This window comes from Paenibacillus borealis (genome assembly GCF_000758665.1).
Classification (GTDB): Bacteria; Bacillota; Bacilli; order Paenibacillales; family Paenibacillaceae; genus Paenibacillus_AQ; species Paenibacillus_AQ borealis.
In genome coordinates, this window is record NZ_CP009285.1 from 7,281,671 (window position 1) to 7,303,251 (window position 21,581).

Annotated in this window: 19 protein-coding genes and 1 other annotated feature; of the genes, 8 read left to right on the forward strand and 11 right to left on the reverse strand. The window is 53.1% G+C overall.

All coding sequences use genetic code 11. From position 1 onward, the window contains the following. Window positions 1-6: 6 nt before the first annotated feature. Together PBOR_RS30790 and PBOR_RS30795 are read right to left on the reverse strand one after the other, a co-directional pair. Window positions 7-1,584: a response regulator gene (locus PBOR_RS30790; protein WP_042217764.1), complete on the reverse strand. Its 1,578-nt coding sequence runs from the start codon at window positions 1,582-1,584 to the stop codon at window positions 7-9. 113 nt (window positions 1,585-1,697) lie between these two features. Then, window positions 1,698-3,521, reverse strand: a complete 1,824-nt coding sequence (locus PBOR_RS30795; protein ID WP_042217765.1) for a sensor histidine kinase — start codon at window positions 3,519-3,521, stop codon at window positions 1,698-1,700. A gap of 230 nt (window positions 3,522-3,751) precedes the next feature. Here PBOR_RS30795 and PBOR_RS30800 point away from each other — a divergent pair, with 230 nt between their 5' ends. The 3 genes from PBOR_RS30800 (at window position 3,752) to PBOR_RS30810 (ending at window position 6,910) form a co-directional block, all read left to right on the forward strand. Then, on the forward strand, window positions 3,752-4,642 hold the full coding sequence (locus tag PBOR_RS30800; protein WP_042217767.1) for a carbohydrate ABC transporter permease: 891 nt from the start codon (window positions 3,752-3,754) through the stop codon (window positions 4,640-4,642). Further along, window positions 4,642-5,478: a carbohydrate ABC transporter permease gene (locus tag PBOR_RS30805; RefSeq protein WP_039300683.1), complete on the forward strand. Its 837-nt coding sequence runs from the start codon at window positions 4,642-4,644 to the stop codon at window positions 5,476-5,478. The genes PBOR_RS30800 and PBOR_RS30805 overlap by 1 nt, the downstream gene beginning before the upstream one ends. Window positions 5,479-5,593: 115 nt before the next feature. Further along, window positions 5,594-6,910, forward strand: a complete 1,317-nt coding sequence (locus tag PBOR_RS30810) for an ABC transporter substrate-binding protein (protein WP_042217769.1) — start codon at window positions 5,594-5,596, stop codon at window positions 6,908-6,910. A 639-nt stretch (window positions 6,911-7,549) separates the two neighbouring features. On the opposite strand, the gene PBOR_RS37255 is transcribed toward PBOR_RS30810, so the two are convergent. The 5 genes from PBOR_RS37255 to PBOR_RS30830 all read right to left on the reverse strand — a co-directional run bounded on the left by PBOR_RS37255 (window position 7,550) and on the right by PBOR_RS30830 (window position 13,485). Further along, entirely contained in the window at window positions 7,550-7,687 is a 138-nt protein-coding gene (locus tag PBOR_RS37255; protein WP_157764176.1) for a hypothetical protein, read from the reverse strand. A gap of 185 nt (window positions 7,688-7,872) precedes the next feature. Further along, window positions 7,873-9,168 carry an Nramp family divalent metal transporter gene (locus PBOR_RS30815; RefSeq protein ID WP_042220117.1) on the reverse strand — a complete coding sequence of 432 codons (1,296 nt, stop codon included), beginning with the start codon at window positions 9,166-9,168 and terminating at the stop codon, window positions 7,873-7,875. 325 nt (window positions 9,169-9,493) lie between these two features. Beyond that, on the reverse strand, window positions 9,494-9,697 hold the full coding sequence (locus PBOR_RS30820; RefSeq protein WP_042217771.1) for a DUF2933 domain-containing protein: 204 nt from the start codon (window positions 9,695-9,697) through the stop codon (window positions 9,494-9,496). Window positions 9,698-9,772: 75 nt separating this feature from the next. Continuing rightward, window positions 9,773-11,425, reverse strand: coding sequence for a glutamine--tRNA ligase/YqeY domain fusion protein (locus PBOR_RS30825; protein WP_042220118.1), 1,653 nt, complete (start codon window positions 11,423-11,425; stop codon window positions 9,773-9,775). 158 nt (window positions 11,426-11,583) lie between these two features. Further along, window positions 11,584-11,846: a binding site (T-box leader), on the reverse strand. Window positions 11,847-11,928: 82 nt separating this feature from the next. Next, window positions 11,929-13,485 (reverse strand): class I SAM-dependent methyltransferase, encoded by a 1,557-nt coding sequence (locus tag PBOR_RS30830; protein ID WP_042217772.1) that lies wholly within the window; start codon window positions 13,483-13,485, stop codon window positions 11,929-11,931. A 150-nt stretch (window positions 13,486-13,635) separates the two neighbouring features. On the opposite strand from PBOR_RS30830, the gene PBOR_RS30835 reads away from it, so the two are divergent. Then, window positions 13,636-14,883, forward strand: a complete 1,248-nt coding sequence (locus PBOR_RS30835) for an oxalate decarboxylase family bicupin (protein ID WP_042217774.1) — start codon at window positions 13,636-13,638, stop codon at window positions 14,881-14,883. Window positions 14,884-15,327: 444 nt separating this feature from the next. On the opposite strand, the gene arsC is transcribed toward PBOR_RS30835, so the two are convergent. From arsC to PBOR_RS30850, 3 genes are all read right to left on the reverse strand, one after another. Beyond that, window positions 15,328-15,747, reverse strand: coding sequence for an arsenate reductase (thioredoxin) (gene arsC, locus PBOR_RS30840; protein WP_042217776.1), 420 nt, complete (start codon window positions 15,745-15,747; stop codon window positions 15,328-15,330). 25 nt (window positions 15,748-15,772) lie between these two features. Next, a complete protein-coding gene (locus PBOR_RS30845) occupies window positions 15,773-17,062 on the reverse strand; it encodes an arsenic transporter (protein WP_042217777.1) in 1,290 nt (429 codons plus the stop codon). A 120-nt stretch (window positions 17,063-17,182) separates the two neighbouring features. Beyond that, complete coding sequence (locus PBOR_RS30850; protein WP_042217779.1) at window positions 17,183-17,509, reverse strand: ArsR/SmtB family transcription factor; 327 nt, start codon at window positions 17,507-17,509, stop codon at window positions 17,183-17,185. A gap of 140 nt (window positions 17,510-17,649) precedes the next feature. On the opposite strand from PBOR_RS30850, the gene PBOR_RS30855 reads away from it, so the two are divergent. The 4 genes from PBOR_RS30855 to PBOR_RS37855 are packed head-to-tail and all read left to right on the forward strand — an operon-like array spanning window position 17,650 to window position 19,711. Next, the gene (locus tag PBOR_RS30855) at window positions 17,650-18,099 is read left to right on the forward strand and encodes a MarR family winged helix-turn-helix transcriptional regulator (protein ID WP_042217780.1); all 450 of its coding nucleotides are present in this window, start codon (window positions 17,650-17,652) and stop codon (window positions 18,097-18,099) included. Window positions 18,100-18,151: 52 nt separating this feature from the next. Further along, the gene (locus PBOR_RS30860; RefSeq protein WP_174479836.1) at window positions 18,152-18,964 is read left to right on the forward strand and encodes an arsenite methyltransferase; all 813 of its coding nucleotides are present in this window, start codon (window positions 18,152-18,154) and stop codon (window positions 18,962-18,964) included. Between the two features lie 29 nt (window positions 18,965-18,993). Further along, entirely contained in the window at window positions 18,994-19,494 is a 501-nt protein-coding gene (locus PBOR_RS30865; RefSeq protein WP_042217783.1) for an arsinothricin resistance N-acetyltransferase ArsN1 family A, read from the forward strand. A gap of 55 nt (window positions 19,495-19,549) precedes the next feature. Next, window positions 19,550-19,711 (forward strand): hypothetical protein, encoded by a 162-nt coding sequence (locus tag PBOR_RS37855; RefSeq protein WP_218918868.1) that lies wholly within the window; start codon window positions 19,550-19,552, stop codon window positions 19,709-19,711. A 79-nt stretch (window positions 19,712-19,790) separates the two neighbouring features. Here the strand turns inward: PBOR_RS37855 and PBOR_RS30870 are convergent, their stop codons facing one another. Next, window positions 19,791-21,494, reverse strand: a complete 1,704-nt coding sequence (locus PBOR_RS30870; protein WP_052429716.1) for a peptidase G2 autoproteolytic cleavage domain-containing protein — start codon at window positions 21,492-21,494, stop codon at window positions 19,791-19,793. Window positions 21,495-21,581: the final 87 nt, after the last annotated feature.

A 21,581-nucleotide genomic window follows, 5' to 3' on the forward strand; every position in this document is an offset into this window, starting at 1 on the left:
TTGTTCTTATTCCTCCTCTTGCTTGCGATACTCCCGCGGCGTCACTCCAGTGGACTTTTTGAAAACACGGCTGAAATATTTCTCGTCCTCATACCCTACCAGCTCCGCGATCTGTGACAGCCGCAAATGCGTATTCTGCAGCAGTGTCTTCGCCTTATCCACCCGGAGGCTCGTTAAATAATCCGACAGATTCTCCCCGGTGATCTGCTTGAATTTGCGGGAGACATTCTCTCTGCTGATGAAAAAGCGTTCCGCAATATGCTGCAGCGTCATCTCCTGTGCATAGTTCTGGTTCAGGTATTCCCTGATTTCCAGCACAAGTCTGCTATCCGGAGCCTGAGCGATACCTTTGGAGAGGTGCTGCAGCAGAGATTTAAGCTGACTCTCCCAGTTCTCCACCGAGAACAGCCCCTGTGAGTCATAACAAAGCTCCAGGCTAATCTCCTCCTCCGGCCGCCAGCGCTTCAGAACCGCACGGATCTCCTCCTGCTGGTGGAGAAAGCTGCTCTCCGGAAGCAGCGGCAACCCGGCAAGCTCCCTCGCCCACTCCTCCACAACCCGCTGCATCCGTTCCAGATCGCCCGACAATACCGCGATTCTAAGCTTGTCCAGCTGCATATCCGGAGCGTAGTCTCCTTTAGGCCTACTCTCATCCCCGGCCGCTCTGCAGAGGTGTATCCGTCCGTCACGCTGAAGGAGATTCCGTTCCTCCAGCCCTTGGCGCGCCTGGGTATAGGCCTGCTGCAGCCCTTCCGGCAAAGGGTTAAGCAGGCTGAGCCCGATATCCACCTGCACGCCATACGCCTGGCGGATCGATTCATTAATGCCGTTCAGTACCGTCTCCGCCTGTTGAACAGCATTCCACAGCAGAATCACAAGCTCTCCCCCGCTCTGCCAGCTGCGGAAGGCATAACCGCTGTAGTGCGGTGCCATGACTTCATTGCAGACGTTGGCCAGCACGAAAGCCGTCAGCGCCACATCGCCGTGAAATCTCTGCAGCAGACGGCAGTCTGCGCCCTGCATTGAGATGACGGCAACTCTGCAGGAGGCTGCCGCAATCGGCAGCCCCAGCTCCTCGCAGAGCGCCAGCTTCAGCTCCTGAAAAGAGGCATGCCCGTAGACCAGATCGGACAGCATCTTGTCCCAGTAGAGCGGACGCAGCACATTCAGCTGCATGTTCTGGCGCTGCGACTGCTTCCGCTCCGCCTCCTCCTCCATCCACAGCTTGAAGGCATGCTCCGCCGAGGCAATCAGCTGCTTGCTGTTCAGCGGCTTCAGCAGATAATCGGTCCCGCCATAGACAATGGCCGGCTTCACGTAATTGAAATCCTGATACCCGCTGATGACAATGGTCTTCGTGTTCGGAAAATGCAAATGCAGCCATTCCAGCAGCTCCGCCCCGTCCATCAGCGGCATCCGCATATCCGTGAAGACAATTGCCGGCTGATGCTCCTGCATAATCAGGGTCGCTTCCTGGCCGTTGGTAGCCTCATATATATCGGAGATATTATATTTGTCCCACGCAACAAAATAACGGATCGCCTCCCGCACATGCTTCTCATCATCTACAATCAGCACCTTCATGTATAGCCGCTCCTTTAGGTTATGTCTGCACCCTTCTTCATTCATCACTCTAAAATCAATAATTCATCGCGTTAAACATTAATACTGTTACTGCCTCTCCGGGGAAGCCGGCATTATCCGCCCGGCGCGTCCAGCGGAATGATGAGGGTAACCGTAACCCCTTGGCCCTCTTCATTGTGCAGCTGCATCTCCGCTTCGCTGCCGAACTGCAGCCGCAGGCGGGCCAGCACATTATACAGGCCGATCTCTTCATTCTCTGATTGGCCGCTGCTTCTAAGTCCGGCTGTGATCTCCTCCAGCCGTTCCGGGCTAATGCCCTTGCCGTTATCCTTGACGGCAAGCACCAGCCGAGACTGCCCCTCCAGCGTGCAGTCTATCCGGATGACGCCTTCGCGGATTCCGTCCGCGAAGGCATGCTTGAAGATATTCTCGACGATCGGCTGCAGGATCATCTTCGGTACAATGATTTCCTGCGCGGCTTCCGCCGCATGGATCTCCAGGCGCAGATTCTCTTCGCCGAACCGCTCCGTCTGCAGAATTACATAATTCTGCACATGCTCGATTTCATCGCGCAGCGGCACCTGCGTCCGTTCCGTATTCATGGAATAACGCATCATGCTGCCCAGGGAATAGATGAGATCATACACCTTCGGCGCATTATAGCGCAAGGATAGGCTGGCGATGGACTGCAGGGCATTGTAGAGAAAATGCGGATTGACCTGGGCCTGCAGCGCCTTCAGCTGATTCGTCTTATTCGCCAGCTCCAGCCGGTATTCCTTGACGATCAGGTCATTGATGGTCCGGGTCATGCCGGTGATTTTGCGGGTCAGCAGGCCGAACTCATCCTCGCGCTCAGCATCCATATGCGCATCCAGCTGGCCGATCTGCACCTTCTGGGTGAAGTTGATCAGCTTCTTGATCGGCCGGGTGAACCCGATGGAGATCAGCACGGCACTGATTCCGCCGATCAACAGGAACAGCAGCCCGATTCCCATATTGAAGCGGGTGATAACCCTTGCGTCGCCATACAGGTCCTCATAAGGCACCAGCTTGATGATGCTGCCGCGAAATAGCGGGTCCTTGATATGCTTGTACATGACAATGCCTTGGAAGCCGTCCTTTTTCCAGGTGAAATGGCCGCTGTCACTGTCTTCGGGAAGACGGCTCCAGCCCGTCTCAACCGTTTTACCCACCCAGTCCGGATCAGAAGCGAACAAGGCCTGTCCCTGCTCATTCAGCACATATAGACGCTCCGTGTCCGAATTGTACATCGATTTGACGATGCCTTCCAGCTCCTCAAGGCTGTAATCAATCGACAGATCGGCCAGTACACTGTCGCTGGGCGTGCGGTAGATGGGAAAATGCGCAGTGAAGACCGGAACGCTCCCCGGCTTCAGATTCGGGAAGCCGGACTTCACGCCGTATTGATGATCCAGGTGCGTCACTTCGATGTATGGCCGGTAGGTCTCTTCGGGATGCATCGCCTTGGCATAATCCGCATTCTCCTCCCGGCGGAACAATCCGCCCAGCAGCAGATTGGACTGCTTCGCCGCTCTGACATACAAATGGATCTGGAAGGTATTCCGGTCCGAGAGGAACAGATTGTACAGCTGGGTAGAGATGATTGCGCGGGTATCCGGCACGACCGTGCCCTCTGGAACCTGCCTGTTGCTTTTGACCGTAAGCAGCGTGGTGTAGAAGGAGCTCGGAACATTGATTCCGCTGTATAGCGACATGGCCTGCTGATTCATACCGCTGAAATAACTGCTGAGATTCGCTTCCCCCAGCGTAAGCAGCTTCGTATTCTGCTTCACGGACTGCTCCGTAACCGACTGCTTGGTATAGAGATAGGAGAAGGTAACGGATATACCTGACGGAATCACTGACGCCAGCAGCACTAAGGCCATCAGCCGCGTCCGGATGCTGTTTCTGAACATAGGGAACCCTCCTGAGATTCTGCGAGCGTTTACAATAATGGATCTGCTGCGGGCACAACCCGCCCTGCAAGCCTATGCCTATTCTGCAGAAAATCCGCTCCGGGCGCAATAGCTAATCCGGCTGCAATATAATCCACTTTTCTCATCATCAAATTGAGTGTTGGCGATGGCCCGGGCTTTCTATAATGAAGCTATCAACACGTAGAAATATTATACAAAGGAGATTCCATATGAGAAAAGATCTGCGCTTGCAACGAGGCTGGGGACAGCAAATCGTATTTCTCGGTCCCTGTCTGCTCTTTTTCCTGACCATTGTGGTCACCCCCTTCTTCCTCGGCTTCTATTACTCTTCCACCGACTGGAACGGGCTCGATCTGGACAAAGCGGTCTGGACCGGCGCGGCCAACTGGAGACGGATTTTTACGAACGACGATAAGTTCTGGGAGTCTCTGCTCTTTACGCTCCGCTTCACCGTAATCTCCGTAGTGGCCGCCAACGTACTGGCGCTGCTGCTTGCCTTCATTCTGATGACGACGCTGAAGACGAAGAAGCTGCTCCGCACCATCTTCTTTATGCCCAATGTAATCGGCGGCATTCTGCTCGGCTACATCTGGCAGTTCATCTTCACCAAAGGCTTCGCCACGATCGGCGAGCTCACCGGTATTTCCTTCTTCAAGCTCCCTTGGCTGGGTACGCCCAGCACAGGATTCTGGGGTCTGGTCATTGTGTTCGTCTGGCAGACTGCCGGGTATATGATGGTCATTTATATCGCGGCGCTGGCCGGTATTCCGAAGGATCTGGTTGAAGCGGCCAAGATTGACGGCGCCCGTGCCCCGCAGCTGTTCAAGAGTGTCTATGTACCGCTGATTATGCCGGCAATCACCATCTGCCTGTTCCTTACAACCTCTAATGCGTTCAAAATGTTCGATCTCAACCTGTCGCTGACCAAAGGCGGACCGGGCACCTCGACCCAGTCGCTGGCCTATAACATTTATGCGGAAGCGCTGATCAACAACCGTTACGGCCTCGGCACGGCCAAAGCGCTGCTCTTCTTCGCCGCCGTTTCACTGATCACGGTCACACAGGTCTGGCTTACCAAAAGAAAAGAGGTGTCGGCGTAATGAACAGCAGCAGATACCGGCCCAGAAACTTCATTCTGGAGATAGCCGCCATACTTCTGGCCATTATTTTCTTATCCCCCTTCTACCTGGTACTGAGCAATTCGGTTAAGGGGCTTAAAGACATCCTGATTGATGCCGCTTCCTGGCCTCAGGTGTTTCACTGGGATAATTACTCCAAGGTCTGGGATGCCATTGACTTCCCGCAAGCCTTCTTCAGTTCCCTGCAAATCACTGTCTTAAGCGTAATCTTCATTGTCCTGTTCAGCTCGATGGCCGCTTATCAGATTGTACGGAAGCCGACGCGCTTCAATTCCTTCGTCTTCCTGCTGCTGGTCTCGGCGATGATTATTCCGTTCCAGTCGCTGATGTTGCAATTAGTCCGTGTGACCAGTATTCTGGAGCTCCGCGGAGAATTATACGGAATCGTGGCCTGCTATCTCGGCTTCGGAATGCCGCTGTCGGTGTTTCTGTTCCACGGGTTCATCAAGACAGTGCCTTTTGAGCTGGAGGAAGCAGCGCGGGTGGACGGCTCCAATCCATACGGCGTATTCTTCAAAATTGTGTTCCCCCTGCTCATGCCGATTATTGTAACGGTCATCATCCTTAATACGCTGTGGATCTGGAATGACTATCTGCTGCCGGTGCTCGTCATCGGGGGAAATAAGGATCTGACGACCCTGCCGGTTGCCGTGACCAAGTTCTTCGGGCAGTACACCAAGAAGTGGGATCTGGCCCTTGCGGGTCTCGTGATGGCGATTACGCCTATCCTCATATTCTTTCTGTCCCTGCAGCGTTATATTGTCGAAGGTGTAACCACAGGCTCCATTAAGGGATGATTGTGAGATCCCCTTGCAACAATATCCACTTTTTCGAGCAAAATATTAAGTGTAATCCCACTCTCATTTGCTTTACGATTTAGTTGCAGGAACCACAGACCAGGGAGGTTATTCTATGAAAAGAAAGTTCGCGTTCGTTATCGCAACCGTTTGCACACTGATTATCGCAGGTTGCGGGAATAGCGGCAATACGAATTCCGCAGGCAATGGAAATGCAACGGGTGCTCCTAACGCGTCAACCGAAACCACAGCACCGGAAGCAACCAAGGCACCTGCCAAGGATGTTACGATCAAAATGTTCCAGTTCAAGGTTGAAATTGCCGAGCAGCTGAATGCACTCGCCGAAGAATATGAGAAAGAAACCGGTGTGAAGGTCGAAGTGGAAACGCATGGCGGCGGTGAAGACTACGGCGCGTTGCTCAAAGCGGAAATTGCTTCCGGCTCTGAACCTGAAATTTTCAATAACGGCGGTTATACTGCCCTCGTACCTTATATGGACCGTGCCACTGATTTGAGCAATGAGCCTTGGGCAGCGAATCTGATCCCAACCTCCAAAACTCCGGCAACCGTGGACGGCAAGCTCTATGGTATGCCAATGAACGTTGAAGGCTATGGACTGATCTATAACAAGGATCTGTTCGCCAAAGCCGGCATTACGGAAGAGCCTAAGACCCTCTCGCAGCTAAAAGATACGGCAGCCAAGCTGAAAGCCGCCGGCATCACACCGTTTGAAGCCACTAATGAGTGGTGGTCGATGGGGATTCACCTTGTCAACGTAGGCCTGGCCCACCAGCCTGATCCGAAGCAGTTCATTGATGATGTCAAAGCCGGCACGCAGACGATCAAGGGCAACGCCGTATTCGAGCAGTGGCTGGATCTGGTAGACGTGATCTTCGACAACGCCCAGGATAACAAGATGACTACCGACTATGCTACCCAGGTTGCTGAGTTCGCATCCGGCAAAGCTGCAATGATGCTGCAGGGTAACTGGACGCAAGGCGATATCGACAAAATCGATCCTGCCCTGAATCTGGGCCTCCTCCCGCTTCCGATCAGCGACGAAGAAGGCACCATCCTGGTAGGCGTACCTAACAACTATGTGGTGAACAGCAAATCCGAGCATCCGGAAGAAGCCAAAGCCTTCCTGAATTGGCTCGTAAGCTCGGAGACCGGCCAGAAGTATCTGACCAAGGAATTCAAATTCATTCCGGCTGAAACTAACGTTACCGCTGACGCGGCAGACATCGGCCAGGTTGCCGTTGCCGTGCAGGAGAAATCCGCTACCGCCCTCGGCTGGAACTGGGATATGTTCCCTGACGGCGTAACCCAGGGCTTCGGCGCTGCGATGCAGGAATATCTCGGCGGACAGCTTGACCGTGATAAGCTGCTGGAGAAGCTGGATAAGGCTGTGCAGGATATTGTGAAGCAATAGTTTAATAAAAAGCAAGAGGTGCCTCAAAGCCAAAATGGCTTGGGCACCTCTTTTTTGTTTTTGTTTTTGTTTTTGAGCAGGATTTACGTCGGGCACTTTAGAGCACGCTTTTCCACAATCATTCCGTCCGCTCCGCTGTTTAAGAGGGGGAGCTTCTAAAACCTTGAAGACCAACTGCAATCTTCAAGACCAATCACAATCTACAAACCCATCACAATGCTCAAAGACCAACCATAATCTTCAAGACCCCGTAGAAAATAGGCGGCCTGTCTGCATTTGTGCATCACTATACAATACATCTCTGCCTCCTCCTGCTCCTGACTCATTTATTCCGGTAATTCTCTCGGACTTGGGCAGGTTTTCTCCATTCAATTCGCAGAACATAGCAGCATTCCCCTCCCATAGCCGAATCCTAGCCGCCTCCTCACCTGAACGCCAAGTAACCCCAGCTTTTAACGGACTCAGGAGCCCTTATCTCTGACGGAAATCCCATTTTCGCAAGCTAACGGACACCAGTGCACTTAATGCATGATTTCCACCTGATTCTAGCTTATTTGAGAGGTAATAAGTGCACCTCAGTCCGTTAGCCCGGATAAATGCGGATTTTCAAGCAAATAAGGGCTGTACGGTCTGCATGGGTTAGAAAGAGCCCCTGTTGCATTCATCCACCATCCCCATCTTGCCGCTTCCGGCGGAATCAAAAGCACCTCTCCCCCTCCTTCTATCCATACGCTCGTCCATCGCCAAATCAAGCGCCTCTCCCCTCATTCCATCCATACGCTCATTTACCGCCAATCAAGGGCGCTTCTATCCCTTACTCCCCGCGCAGCCTGCTTCCGCAAACTCAAAGTTACTCCCTGTACCAAACAACAAAAGACCATCCCAAACCACCATTTCATGGCGTTGGAACGGCCTTATAGATGAATAATTCATAGCGTAAAACATTATTGTCGCTACAGGTATTACACAAACATCTCCACAACCAGGAACAGGTTCAGCGACACAACCAGAGCGGAGATAATCCAGCCGAGGAAGGTGGTGATACGGTGGTTCACGAGGCCCTTCATGATCTTGCGGTCGCTGGTGAAGATGACCAGTGGAATCAGGGCGAAGGCAATCCCGAAGGACAGGACGACCTGGCTCATCACCAGTGCGCTGGTCGCGTTAATACCGAAGGCGATGATGGTCAGGGGTGGGATGATCGTAATCGCCCGCCGGAGGTAGAGATTGATCTTTTTATTAATGAAGCCCTGCATGACCACATCACCGGCCATCGTGCCGACTGACGAGCTCGACAGACCTGCAATCAGGAGGCCGAGGCCGAAGGAGATGGCTGTAACCGGTCCTGCCAAATTGCGGAACTGCTCGAAGGCAATATCCAAATCCTCAACGACCAGACCATTCTTGAAGAACAGCGCTGCAGCTACAACCACCATGGCCATATTCACCGCACCGGCAATCAGCATGGCAATCAGAATATCGATGAATTCCAGCCGGAAAATCTGTTTCTTCTCCCGCTCATCAATCCCGACGACCCGGCTCTGGGTCAGCGAGGAATGCAGGTAAATTGCATGCGGCATAACGGTTGCGCCGAGAATTCCGGCAGCCAGCAGAATGCTATCCACACCCTCGAATCTTGGGGTAAACATTCCAGCAACCACACTGCCCGCATCCGGCTTCGCCATAATGACCTGGAACGCAAAAGCCAGAACGACAATCATCACCATACCGGCAATTCCAGCCTCAAGGGTACGGTAGCCGCGCCGCTGGAGCTCCAGAATAGCGAATGACCCGACGGCGGTAATTAATGCGGCTGGCAGCATCGGTATGCCGAACAGTAAGTATAATCCAAGGGCGGCTCCGATAAACTCGGCCAGATCGGTAGCAATAATGACCAGTTCACTCTGAATCCACAGGAAGATCGACACGCCCTTCGGGAATTTCTCCCGGGCTACCTCAGGCAGATTCTTGCCGGTAGCAATACCGAGCTTGGCGGATAAGGATTGTATAAGGACGGCCATCAGATTCGAGGCAAAAATAACCCATAACAGCAGATACCCGTATTTCGAGCCTGCTGTAATATTAGTGGCGAAATTGCCGGGGTCCAGGTACGCTACGGAAGCGATAAAAGCCGGGCCCAGGAAAGGAAGGAGTCTCTTCAGTCCTTTGACATCTCCATTAAGCACCGATTGTGCCGAATGTTTATTAGTATGTCCTTTTAGTATAGGGGATGATTCAACTGCTGTATTCTGCTCCATCATTGTCTGTCCCTCCTCTTGCCCGGAAAAAGTTGTCTATATACACGAAAGTTTCCCTGATGCAACATTTGATTTATTTTTATTATAATCCGCTAAGTAAGAAATGTAAATGTATTTTCATTGGTTTTTTCATACGGGCTGGGCTGCCCCGAATTATATTATGTGCAAACCCCCTGTAAAGTGATGCTCCAGCCTAAGAAGTCATTACCCCGCCCGAAACTTCACAAACTTATTTCAACAGGCACTGCCGCATAAAAAAACGGGCGAGCTTCAGGAGGTAATCCTGACTCTCGCCCGACGGGCCTTCCAGTGTGATCCACACTGCTTAAGAGGTAATACTGTGGATATCTGCACGCATCTGTTCATTCTGCAGCTTCAGCTCATTCAGCTCTTGCTGCAATTCCTCCACATCCGGCTTCTTACGCGAATGGCCTCCATGTCCGTGCATACCGCGCATGCCGGGCATTCCGAACATCATAAGGATCATCATCAGCGGACAGATCAGTGTGATTAACCAGGACCAGTTCATGGCTTCTCCTCCTCATAAAGATTCAAGGTGCTGCCATTAGTATAACGGCCGTTTGTGGAGAAAGAATGTTGAAGCTTATTTTTCCGCTTTCCCTTTCCAGGTGTCCTTCAGCGGGACGATCCGGTTGAATACCAGACGTTCCTCACTGTTAAGCTTGTTGTCCACACAGAAATAGCCGTGGCGCAGGAATTGAAATTTATCTCCGGGCTGTGGTTTATCCGCAAGCGGCTCCAGCAGGCAATCTTTAAGCAGGGTTACAGAATCCGGGTTGATGTATTCCTCCCAGGTCTCCCCTTCTTCCTTCGGCCCGTCGTTATCTGTAAGCAGCTTTTCATAAAGGTACACGTCGCTTTTGACCGCATGGGCAGCTGACACCCAGTGAATGGTTCCTTTTACCTTCCGCCCGTCAAAGCCATTTCCGCTCTTTGTATCCGGGTCATAGGTGCAGCGCAGCTCACTGATCTCACCTGTAGCCTCGTTCTTAATAACTTCATTACACTTGATAAAATACCCGCCCTTAAGCCGCACCTCTCCGCCTGGAGTCAGTCTGCGGAACCCTTTGACGGGTTCTTCCATGAAGTCATCGCGCTCGATATAGAGCGTGCCGGAGAACGGAACATTCCTTGTGCCGAGCTCAGCATTCTCGCTGTTGTACTCAATGTTAAGAAATTCAGAAGCCCCGGCTTCGTAATTGGTAAGCACGACCTTCAGCGGATTCAGCACGGCCATAATGGCCGGCGCCTCCGCCTTAAGATCCTGTCTTACACAATGCTCCAGCAGTGAGAAATCCACCATCGTCGTATTGCGTACCATGCCAATCTCCCGGACAAAAGCCTTGATGCTCTCCGGCGTGAAACCGCGTCTGCGCAGTCCACGGAGAGTAGGCAGACGCGGATCATCCCAGCCGTCCACGTAATTCCCGGCAACCAGCGCCCGGAGATAACGTTTGCTTGTAACCACTCCCGTCAGATTCACCCGGCCGAATTCCCTTTGCTTGGGCGGTTCTGGGATGCTCAGCTCGTTCAGCACCCACTCATACAGCGGCCGGTGATCCTTGAACTCAATGGAGCACAGCGAATGTGTCACGCCTTCGATGGCATCCTGAATCGGATGAGCGAAGTCATACATCGGGTAGATGCACCAGGCATCCCCCGTGCGGTAGTGCTCCGCATGAATGATCCGGTAGAGTACCGGGTCGCGCAGATTGATGTTCGGTGAAGACATGTCGATTCTGGCCCGCAGCACCTTTGAACCGTTTGGATAATTTCCATCGCGCATCCCTCTGAACAACCGCAGATTCTCTTCCGGAGAGCGGTCCCGGAACGGGCTATCCTTCCCCGGTTCGGTTAATGTTCCCCGATAAGAGGTCACTTCCTCCGGAGTCAGGTCGCAGACATAAGCCTTCCCCTTAAGAATCAGCTCTTCTGCGCTGCGGAAGATTTCCTCCGAATAATCAGAGCCGTAATAGATATGATCTCCAGGGCTACAGCCCAGCCATTCGATATCTTCGATGATGGCATTCACATACTCCATATCCTCTTTCAGCGGATTGGTATCATCGAAGCGCAGATGGAATCTGCCGCCGTTCTTACGCGCAACCTCATAGTTCGTGTGGATGGCAAAAGCACTCCCGATATGCAGATAGCCATTGGGCTCCGGCGGGAACCTCGTGCAGATCTCCCTGCTGTAGACTCCGCTCTCCACATCCTCCCTGATGATCTTATCCATATAATTCTCCGGCAGGGCCGGCTCGTTAGCAGCATTAACATCATTAACAGCATTAACAGCATTAACATTACCGAGAGTCATCATGATCTCCTCCTGTATATTGGTAATACCTGCCCTTACGGGGCAACAAAAAAGAACCTCACCTCCAAGACTGTAGTCTTGGGGACGAGATTCTCGCAGTACCACCCCAGGTTTATTAATATGTCGCCATATTAATCTCATCAAGTACGGCGCCGCCGTCAGGCAGGGCTTATACTCTAGCTCTGTAACAGGAGCTCCTGTTGTACCATCCCCGGCCCATAGCCGGTTCCGATACACCGCTCAGAGGCTTGTTTCGGTCCAGCCTTCCCTGCTCCTTCGCACCAGCCGGAGCTCTCTGTAAGGGAGTGAATGGACCTACTCTTCTCGTCATCGCGTTTCATCATTTGATCCAGAATAACAAATCACAGGCCGGGTGTAAAGTGCCGGAGCAGCCGCCTGTATCAGCAGGCTGCGCAGCATCGTTACCCCTGGCTCAGCGCCGCCAAAAGCTCCAGGGCTTCCTCATGCTCCGGTTCAATCAGAAGCGATCTGCGCGTGTAATCCAGCGCCGCTTCGTCATCCTCCTGCTCGTAGCTGCATATAGCCAGGCAGTACAATACAGTAATTACCGGCTCCTCATCACTGGACGCAAGTGAATGCTCCAGGAAGCGGCGGGACTCCCCGTACTGCTCCATTTCGAACAGCAGCAGACCGCAGTCCAGAGCCAGATCATATTTCTGCGGCATCGGATAGAAGCCTTTCCACATCAGATCAATGCCCCGCTGGAGATCCAGCAGCTCTTCGTCGCTGGCATCCGGCAGCAGAGCAGAGATACGCTCCGCACTCTGGATGAACAGCTCGGCATCATATCCGCCCAGCCGCCAGAAGGCCAGGATCTGCTGCATGCCGATCGTACCGTAATTCTTGTCGATCCATACCTTCAGGCTGAAGAAATCATCCGGTCCGAACCGCTCCACAAACCGCCGGTAGGCCAAGCGGGTATGGGGATGGAGCATCGGCTCTTCAAGCATCAGAATGCAGCCGACATTCAGATTCTTATAGTGATGCTGCGTGAACCGGGACTGTGCGCCCTTCCGTTCAAAATAATGCACCAGCGCATGGTAATTCGCCGTGAGTGATATGCTGCCGTGGTGAATCAGCTTCGGCGGCTCGGCGAATTCCCAGTTCTCCAGCCGGTGGTCTCCTTTGTCTGCAGTAAGCAGCAGGAAGCTGCCCTGCGAGAGCGCCCCCAGCCGCTCCATACAGGAGAGTGCTGCGGCCGGGAACAGGATATGCGAATCCTCCAGCTTGTCCAGATAGAACGAAATCACTTCATGGTACTTGTATGAAGGGTCCTCATAGCCTTCGGCCCGCTTGTAATGATATTCCGGCACCAGATCCCTCAGTACTTCGGACGTGCTCATCGAGCCGGACTGCTCGGGATATTTTAAAGAAACCTCACATTCATAAATCTTGCCTTCATCAATATAGAGCAGCTCCTGCTGAATACTATCGAAGAAGTAGTTGGCGATCACCATCAGCGGCTGCTGCAGCCCGCCAGGCTTAATCACCAATCCGCTCTGCGTTAAGGACAGCTCCGTATCCTGCACAGCATCAAAGCGGGCGAAATCAAGAATACCCTGCTCCACAAAAGGCTTCAAGCCTTCATGCTTCTGCCAGCCCTCAATATTCTTCCAGGGCAGATCGCTCATGACGTAGCGGAAAGGAGGCAGCAGCACGCCTGCATACTGGATCAGCTCACACAGCTGCTGCAGCACATGGAACGCCAGACGTCCCACACCTGCACCAAGCTCCAGAATAATAACCGGTTCCGTAGTATGCCCCTTCTCTGCACGGTCCTGCAGAAACCCGAAGATCATCTCCGCATACGCTGTTCCGATCATCGGATTGCTTGTAATGTACTGCGGGACCTGGTCATTCGCCCAAGCCTGCAGCCCCAGCTGCTCATAATACCTGCGCTGCAGTTCCCATATTGGCGCTTCACTGAAGCGGTAGCGTTCTTGTCCGTCTATTGTCATTAGTCCAAACCCTGCTCTCTGATTATCGTACGGAAATTTGTCCGGTAGTCAAATATTATCACATTTCGCTCAGCCCTTCATAACTCATAAGTGGCATACTGGCGCATATATTTCTTGGAGTGCTGTGCGATCCAGAAAGGAGCTTTTGCAATGAACCCTGCCGAATCCGGTTCTTCAAGCAAGCCAAGCATCCCCCAGCCTATACGCAGCGACGGTGCAGGCAATGTCGACCTCGGCCCCCGTGATGTTCTGCGCGACCGGGAGAATCCCGATATGTTCGTCCCGCCCCCTACGGATAACGGGCTGATTCCCAATCTTAAATTCTCTTTCTCCGATGCCCATATGCAGCTGAACTTCGGCGGATGGTCCCGGGAGGTTACCGTCAGAGAGCTGCCAATTGCCACCACCCTTGCCGGGGTGAATATGAGCCTGACGCCGGGCGGAGTACGCGAGCTGCACTGGCATCAGCAGGCGGAGTGGTCCTATATGCTGCTCGGCAGCGCCCGGATTACCGCCGTGGACCAGAACGGACGGAACTTCATCGCCGACGTCGGCCCGGGCGATCTGTGGTATTTCCCGCCGGGAATCCCGCATTCGATCCAGGGGCTGGAGAACGGCTGCGAGTTCCTGCTTGTTTTTGACGATGGAAGCTTCTCGGATCTGAACACCCTGTCGATCTCCGACTGGTTCGCCCATACGCCGCCCGAGGTCCTGTCCGCCAACTTCGGCGTACCTGAATCTGCATTTGAGTGTATTCCGAAGGAACAAGTGTATATTTATCAGGACCAGGTGCCCGGCCCCCTCCAGAGCCAGCAGGTAGAATCACCCTACGGGGAGATTCCGCTGAGCTTCAAGCATCAGCTGCTGGCCCAGCCGCCGCTTCGGACACCCGGAGGAAGTGTGCGAATTGTCGACTCCGGCAATTTCCCCATCTCCCGGAACATTGCCGCGGCGCTGGTAGAGATTGAGCCCGGCGCCATGCGTGAGCTCCACTGGCATCCGAATAATGACGAGTGGCAGTATTATCTGACCGGGCAAGGCCGGATGACGGTCTTCAGCGGGAACGGCGCGGCGCGTACATTTAATGTCAGAGCCGGAGATGTCGGCTATGTGCCTTTTGCCCAGGGGCATTATATTCAGAATACCGGGACAGATACGCTCTGGTTCCTGGAAATGTTCCGGAGCGACCGGTTCGCCGATGTCTCCCTGAACCAGTGGATGGCGCTCACTCCCCATGAACTGGTCAGCAGCAATCTGAATGTGGGGCCGGAGCTGATGGATGCCCTGCGCAAAGTGAAATGGCCAGTCGTGAAATACCCGGATCAGGGACCCGGGCATGAGTACGGGCAGGAGTACGGGCATGAGCATAAGCATGGGCATGGGAAGCAGAAGGAATAGCGCGTTGTTTTGCTCAGTTTGAGACTGGATTGGGAAGGTCAGTCTGCCCTATAGCCTTGTCTTTAACACAACCAAGCGGCTGAAGTGAAAATCCTTAAGGTCAGCTGTATAGACCGGCCTTAATGTTGTACATTCTGCAACTTGAACATCTGAATATCCGGCTGTTTGGGGAATTGTTGCACAAAATACAATAATATCCTCCATTAAGAAGCTTAAACATTAAAAATGTTGTATTTCATACAACACTCTTGCTTAAGAAGGAATATCCGGAGAAAATTGTTGTATTTTCTGCAAGATTTTAATGATCGCCCTATAATTAATGGGTAACTCCAATTGTTCGATCTGTATTCTTTCCAAAAAACATAAAAAGCGGTCAGACACCCCGTCTGCACCGCTTTTTATTCTTAATCATTAGTTTGTGTTTCGTTCCCGTATAGGAAACCTCTATTCTCCGGTCTCAGCAAACCGCTTGATCCGCTCGCCGACTGCATCCCGGACCCGCTGGAACACTGCCCACTTCTCTTCCTCGCTGCCCTGCGCCTTGGCCGGATCATCGAACCCCCAGTGCTCCCGCCGAACCTGCGGAGGGGTTACCGGACATTTATCAGCGGCGTCCCCGCATAATGTAACCACAAGATCTGCACTGCTGAGCAGCTGCGGATCAATAATATCCGAGGTCTGGGCAGAAATATCTATCCCCACCTCGTTCATTGCCTGTACTGCCTTGGGATTCAAGCCATGGGCTTCAATTCCTGCACTGTACACATTCCAGGTGTCCCCGAGAAATTGTTTCCCCCAGCCCTCCGCCATTTGGCTCCGGCAGGAATTGCCCGTACACAGGAAATAGATCGTCTTCTTGCTCATGTCTGATTTCTCCTTCGGAATTAGATTAGAACAGCTTCAGTTCCAGATACAAACCTAACAATGTGATAAATAACGTCGGAATCGTTAAGATAATTCCTGTTTTGAAATAGGTACCCCAAGAGATCTTTACACCCTTGCCCGACAGCACATGCAGCCACAGCAGAGTGGCAAGTGAGCCGATCGGCGTAATCTTCGGACCCAGATCAGAGCCGATGACATTAGCATAGATCAGAGCTTCCTTAATAAGACCTGCGGCCTGGGCGTTATCGATAGCCAGCGCCCCGATCAGCACCGTCGGCAGATTATTCATGACCGAGGAGAGGATCGCGGCGAGGAAGCCCATCCCCATCGTTGCTGCGAACAAACCGCGTTCCGCCACCTCACTGATCATCTCTGCAAGCACATCGGTCAGTCCGGCATTGCGCAAGCCATACACCACGACATACATGCCAATGGAGAAAAAGACAATCGCCCACGGCGCTCCTTTGACCACTTCCATCGTCTTGACGTAGGGACTGCGGCGGGCCATGACCAGGAAACAAACCGCGATTACACCTGCCACGACAGAGACCGGAATGTTCAGAAATTCACTGACAAAATACCCGGCCAGCAGAAGCGCCAGCACGCCCCAGGATAACCGGAACATCCGCTTATCCTTAATCGCTTCCTCCGGACGCTTCATTCCGGCAGTGTCATATACTTTGGGTATACTTCTGCGGAAGAACAGGTATAAGACCAGAATACTGGCGGCTAGCGAGAACAGCGTAGGCAGCAGCATACGTCCTGCATACTCCGTGAAGCTGATGCCGAAGAAATCCACGGATACAATATTGACAAGATTGCTGACGATCAGCGGCAGCGAAGTGGTGTCGGCGATGAAGCCGCTGGCGATAATGAAGGGAAATACTTTCCTCTCATCAAAATTCAGCGCCCGGACCATCGCCAGCACAATCGGCGTCAGGATCAGCGCCGCCCCGTCATTGGCAAACAATGCCGCCACGACTGCGCCCAGCAGGATAACATAGATGAACATCAGCGAACCATTGCCGCGTGCTGCCGCCGCCATATGCAGGGCCGCCCATTCGAAGAATCCGATACGATCGAGGATCAAAGAAATCAGAATAATAGCTACAAATGCAAGCGTGGCATTCCACACAATCAGCGTCACATCGCGGACATCCCCGAAGCTGACCACGCCTGCTGCCAGCGCCAGCAGCGCCCCGCCGCAGGCTGACCAGCCAATGGATAAATTCCGCGGCTGCCAGATCACAAAAACCAAAGTAATGACAAAAATCAGGCAGGCTAGAGCAACCATAGTCCAGCCTCCCGTTTGACCCGCAGCAACATTTCCCGCAGCACTCCCCAATCCGATTAATTTATATATAAGAGTAACGCCAGCCTGTCCTCCAGACGTTCTCATCGATCTAATCTTGTGTCAGTCGCAGCAGGCAGTAACTCCTATCTTATTCAATGAGGACAGCAGAGCATGTGAATCCGGCAGTTCATGCAGGACAGCTGTGATATGCGGCTTGCCCTCCACATTCAGGGAGTAATGCACCCACTGCCCGCGTTTGCTCTCCTTCACTATTCCCTTGTCCTTCAGTTTGCGCAGATGCTGGCTGATGGCCGGCTGTGAGATCTCGAAGAGTTCGACGAACTCACAGACGCACCACTCCCGCTCCTGCAGCAGTCCAAGCATCATCAGGCGGGTCTTGTCGCCCAGAAGCTTCAGGTCATCAGCCACCTCGTTAAGCTTATCCATCGCGGTTCAGCCTCCTTAGTATATAAGCCAATGCTTATATACTAAAACAGCCTTATCAAAAGGACAAGAGGTAATATTCCGATTCTTTAGTTGCACTTTACAAATATATACGCTATAACTGAAATACGAGGTGAACTTTAATGGAAAATGCACGCGAGCTCTTTCAGATCATGACCCGGCGCTTCGGCCTGCTTAACAAAAACTGCTGCACCGTAGGCGGCCATGACATCTCCCTGGCCCAGAGCCATCTGCTCTACGAAGTGCAGCGGAGGCATAATCCCTCCATGCAGCAGATTGCGGAAGTGCTGGGAACAGATGTTACAACCTTCAGCCGCCAGGTCCAGACACTGGCCAAAATGGGACTGGTCCGCAAAACTCCCGATCCCTCCGACGGCAGGGTATTTGTCTTGTCTTTAACGGAGCAAGGCTCATCTGTAGCCGCTACCATCGACCGGCAAATGAATGAATATCTGGAGGAAGTCTTCTCCTACATGTCTGAGTTTGAACAGGAAACCGTGCTGCGGTCGGTGAAGATCTTCAATGAAGCTATGGGGAAATCAAGCAAATGCTGCGCGCCTGTCTCAGGCTGATTTCTCTCATTACATAGTTGCAATTTGCAATTAATACGAAGGAGTGATGAACTTGAACCAACCAACTCATGATGGAATCCGCCAAAATGTACGAACCCGTTATCAGCAAATCGCTGTTACTGGGCGATCCGCTCCCTCCGTTTGTTCCCCGGAGGAGACTTCCTCTGGCTGCTGTTCGGCACCAGCCGATTTCAACAGTATTTCCGCAAGTCTTGGTTATTCCGGCGAAGAATTGAACGCTGTGCCGGAAGGCGCGAATCTTGGACTTGGCTGCGGCAATCCGCAGGCAATTGCCGGACTGCAGCCTGGAGAAACCGTTCTGGATCTTGGCAGCGGCGGCGGCTTTGACTGTTTCCTGGCTTCCCGCCAGGTGGGGGCATCCGGTTCTGTCATAGGCGTCGACATGACCCCTGAAATGATCAGCCGGGCACGTGATAATGCCACCCGGGGACATTACGCCAATACCAGCTTCCGGCTGGGAGAGATCGAACATCTGCCTGTCGCCGATGCCAGCATAGACGTCATTATCTCCAACTGCGTAATCAACCTCTCTCCTGATAAGCAGCAAGTATTCAATGAAGCGTTCCGCGTACTGTTACCCGGCGGAAGGCTGGCGATTTCCGACATCGTCACCACTGCCGAGCTGCCTCCAGAAATCGCACAGGATTTGGGCAACCTTTATTCCGGCTGTATCTCAGGAGCCTCCTCCATGCCTGCCCTGCATACCATGCTGGCGAACAGCGGTTTCATCCGGATATCAGTCGAGCCTAAGGATGAATCCCGCACCTTCATTAAAGACTGGGTTCCCGGTGCAGACATTGACCAGTATATTGCCTCAGCAGTAATTACTGCTGTGAAGCCATAATTCGCAAGGTACCTTAGGAGGCCGATAATATGCTTTCGACATTAATGATTCGTCCCGCCACATTCCAAGATCTTACCAGCATCCAGCATATCTATAATCAGGGGATTGAAGACCGGATTGCTACACTGGAAAGCTCAGCTAAAGATTTGAATGCGATGTCTGACTGGTTCCAGGAACATCAAGGACGCTTTATTATACTCGTTGCTGAAGCCGAAGGCAGTGTTCTGGGCTGGGCTTCACTCAATCGTTATTCCCACCGCTGCGCTTATGACGGTGTCGCCGATCTCTCCATTTATATTGAACGGGCCTCCCGCGGCCGTGGCATTGGCAGTCTATTACTGCATGCCCTCGAGGAAAAGGCTGTAGCAGCTGATTTCTATAAAATTGTGCTGTTCACTTTTCCATTTAACCCGATGGCTCAGGGCTTATACCGCAAAGGCGGTTACCGTGAGGTTGGCGTCTTCGAGAAACAGGGAAAACTGGACGGCCGCATGACTGATGTGATGATTATGGAGAAGCTGCTGCTTTAATGAATATTTTATACGCCTAAGTACTAACCGCATCTATCTCTTCATAGGCTAGATTATGGGGAACGCAGCAGCTTCTTGGAGAGGAGATGCAGGTCCGAAGAGCCATCCTTGCCAGTGGATTGGAGGCCGGACCACCATGAGTACAGATCAGCTCATCGCATTGCTCGTTCTTATCATTATGATCGTACAGCTTGCTGTCAAAAAGGATAAATCCTGAGGACAGCAAACAGCCAAGCGAATCCGGGGGTCACCCCGGTTTGCTTGGCTTTGTTTGGCTGGGCTTCGGTTCCGGCCGGTTATTTCACAAAAATGCGAATCTGACGTTCACCCGTACGCTTCATTACCCGGTACCCGCTATCCGCTGCCGTTGCCATTCCGTTGTCATCCGGGCGGCAGTAGCCCCCGGCTATGCAGGTGCCGTCATCACGGACAAGCAGCTTGCCGACGATCCCTACAGCTACCCATTCTTCTCTATCCTGGCGGGAAACATATTCAAGGGAACCATCCCATTCAGGGTTAAGTACCGGTTCTGATTTCGTACCCGCCTCACGGACAATATCGCCGTATTCATTTCTAACCTCAGCGACCTCTACCTCATGATACAGAATCCGGTCCCATTCATCAGTCACGAACATGCCGTTCCAGCGCAGATCACTCGAATCGGCAACAATAGCTGGCCTGGCACTGATAACACCAAGAATATATTCATCCGCTGCCTTGGCTTTACGGATTCTGTCACTGGCTTCATCAAATGTAACGAAATAACCTGCGTCAATGGTGCGCCCGTCCGCGGTCTCGAACATTTCTGCATAATCCGCTGCACCTGGAGACATCAGCGTACCATCCAGATAAATATTACCCGTAAGCCCTTCAATCACTGCCGAGTTAAAAGTCGGACCGACTGCCATCCCGTTGGCCAGATGCCACGAGTACGGAAACCGCGTTGAGCCGTTCTGGCCCATGATATGGGCGCCTGTATGCTCCGCAAGTACAACTGTCGCTTCTCCCTCTGCATGTGAGTTCGGAGCAAATGCCTGGGTCTGGAACCCTTCCGCATGGGAAGCCTGGCCGGAAGCCGTGGTATCCGCTCCTTCGGCATGCGCATAAGGAGCATTCGCCAGTGTACCGACCCCCTCGGCGTGGGAAAAGGAACCACTAGCTTGTGTGTTGGCCCCTTCGGCATGGCCGGAAGCTCCGCTGGCTGTAGTCTGGAAGCCCTCGGCGTGCGAAGCTGTTCCGCTGGCTGTTGTGCTCTGCCCTTCGGCATGCGAACCAACATTGCCGCTGGCTGTTGTTGCTAATCCTTCGGCATGGGATGAGGTTCCGCTGGCTACAGTGTTCTGCCCCTCAGCATGTGAATAATCGCCAAGGGCAGAAGGTCCTGCACCTAACATGATATCCGCTGTACCGCCTTCCGCATGGGAAGCGAAGCCCATGGAGGTGGTCCCCACCCCTTCGGCATGTGAACCGGAACCACTGGCGAAGTTGGGGGCCGGATTACCCTGAGCGTCCACACCGCCGCCCTCAACGTGAGATGCCCGGCCGCTGGCTGAATTCCCCTCTCCCTCCGCATGGGCATTGATCGCTGTCGTCTGCGTTGATGTATTGAAGCCTTCTGTATGTGAACGGGCACCCCACGCCTGTGTACCGAATCCCTCGGAGTGGGCCTCGAGGCCGGCAGCCAGCGTCGTCGAGCCCTCCGCGTGTGAGCCTTCGCCCAGCGCGTTGGTTAAATAACCTTCTGCATGCGCCGCCACTCCGCTGGCGATGGTAGAAGACCCTTCTGCATGTGCCGTATCATTCGTTGCCTGGGAGAGATACCCTTCCGCATGCGATGCGCTTCCGCTGGCAATAGTAGTATTACCTTCGGCATGCGAGGTATCTCCGCTGGCAAGTGTGGAGAATCCTTCAGAATGAGCGGCTGCACCGCTCGCCGTTGTATTCAGCCCCTCGGCATGCGCAGCAAAGCCGCTCGCCGTATTCCCTACTCCGCTTCCCATCCTGATCACCGCTTTCGTCGTATTACAATATATTTATGTCTGCGGACGAGCGGCGGTAACGGCGGTATGGCCAAGTTATAGGGCGCT

Excerpts from the sequence above, each read along its gene's own strand:
- arsC (WP_042217776.1), bottom strand. The coding sequence starts at position 15,747 with ATGAGCAAGAAGACGATCTATTTCCTGTGTACGGGCAATTCCTGCCGG.
- PBOR_RS37855 (WP_218918868.1), top strand. The coding sequence starts at position 19,550 with ATGGGGAACGCAGCAGCTTCTTGGAGAGGAGATGCAGGTCCGAAGAGC.
- PBOR_RS30830 (WP_042217772.1), bottom strand. The coding sequence starts at position 13,485 with ATGACAATAGACGGACAAGAACGCTACCGCTTCAGTGAAGCGCCAATA.
- PBOR_RS30825 (WP_042220118.1), bottom strand. The coding sequence starts at position 11,425 with ATGGATAAGATCATCAGGGAGGATGTGGAGAGCGGAGTCTACAGCAGG.
- PBOR_RS30850 (WP_042217779.1), bottom strand. The coding sequence starts at position 17,509 with ATGGATAAGCTTAACGAGGTGGCTGATGACCTGAAGCTTCTGGGCGAC.
- PBOR_RS30810 (WP_042217769.1), top strand. The coding sequence starts at position 5,594 with ATGAAAAGAAAGTTCGCGTTCGTTATCGCAACCGTTTGCACACTGATT.
- PBOR_RS30820 (WP_042217771.1), bottom strand. The coding sequence starts at position 9,697 with ATGAACTGGTCCTGGTTAATCACACTGATCTGTCCGCTGATGATGATC.
- PBOR_RS30870 (WP_052429716.1), bottom strand. The coding sequence starts at position 21,494 with ATGGGAAGCGGAGTAGGGAATACGGCGAGCGGCTTTGCTGCGCATGCC.
- PBOR_RS30845 (WP_042217777.1), bottom strand. The coding sequence starts at position 17,062 with ATGGTTGCTCTAGCCTGCCTGATTTTTGTCATTACTTTGGTTTTTGTG.
- PBOR_RS30800 (WP_042217767.1), top strand. The coding sequence starts at position 3,752 with ATGAGAAAAGATCTGCGCTTGCAACGAGGCTGGGGACAGCAAATCGTA.
- PBOR_RS30805 (WP_039300683.1), top strand. The coding sequence starts at position 4,642 with ATGAACAGCAGCAGATACCGGCCCAGAAACTTCATTCTGGAGATAGCC.
- PBOR_RS30865 (WP_042217783.1), top strand. The coding sequence starts at position 18,994 with ATGCTTTCGACATTAATGATTCGTCCCGCCACATTCCAAGATCTTACC.
- PBOR_RS30795 (WP_042217765.1), bottom strand. The coding sequence starts at position 3,521 with ATGTTCAGAAACAGCATCCGGACGCGGCTGATGGCCTTAGTGCTGCTG.
- PBOR_RS37255 (WP_157764176.1), bottom strand. The coding sequence starts at position 7,687 with ATGGATGGAATGAGGGGAGAGGCGCTTGATTTGGCGATGGACGAGCGT.
- PBOR_RS30835 (WP_042217774.1), top strand. The coding sequence starts at position 13,636 with ATGAACCCTGCCGAATCCGGTTCTTCAAGCAAGCCAAGCATCCCCCAG.
- PBOR_RS30815 (WP_042220117.1), bottom strand. The coding sequence starts at position 9,168 with ATGGAGCAGAATACAGCAGTTGAATCATCCCCTATACTAAAAGGACAT.
- PBOR_RS30855 (WP_042217780.1), top strand. The coding sequence starts at position 17,650 with ATGGAAAATGCACGCGAGCTCTTTCAGATCATGACCCGGCGCTTCGGC.
- PBOR_RS30790 (WP_042217764.1), bottom strand. The coding sequence starts at position 1,584 with ATGAAGGTGCTGATTGTAGATGATGAGAAGCATGTGCGGGAGGCGATC.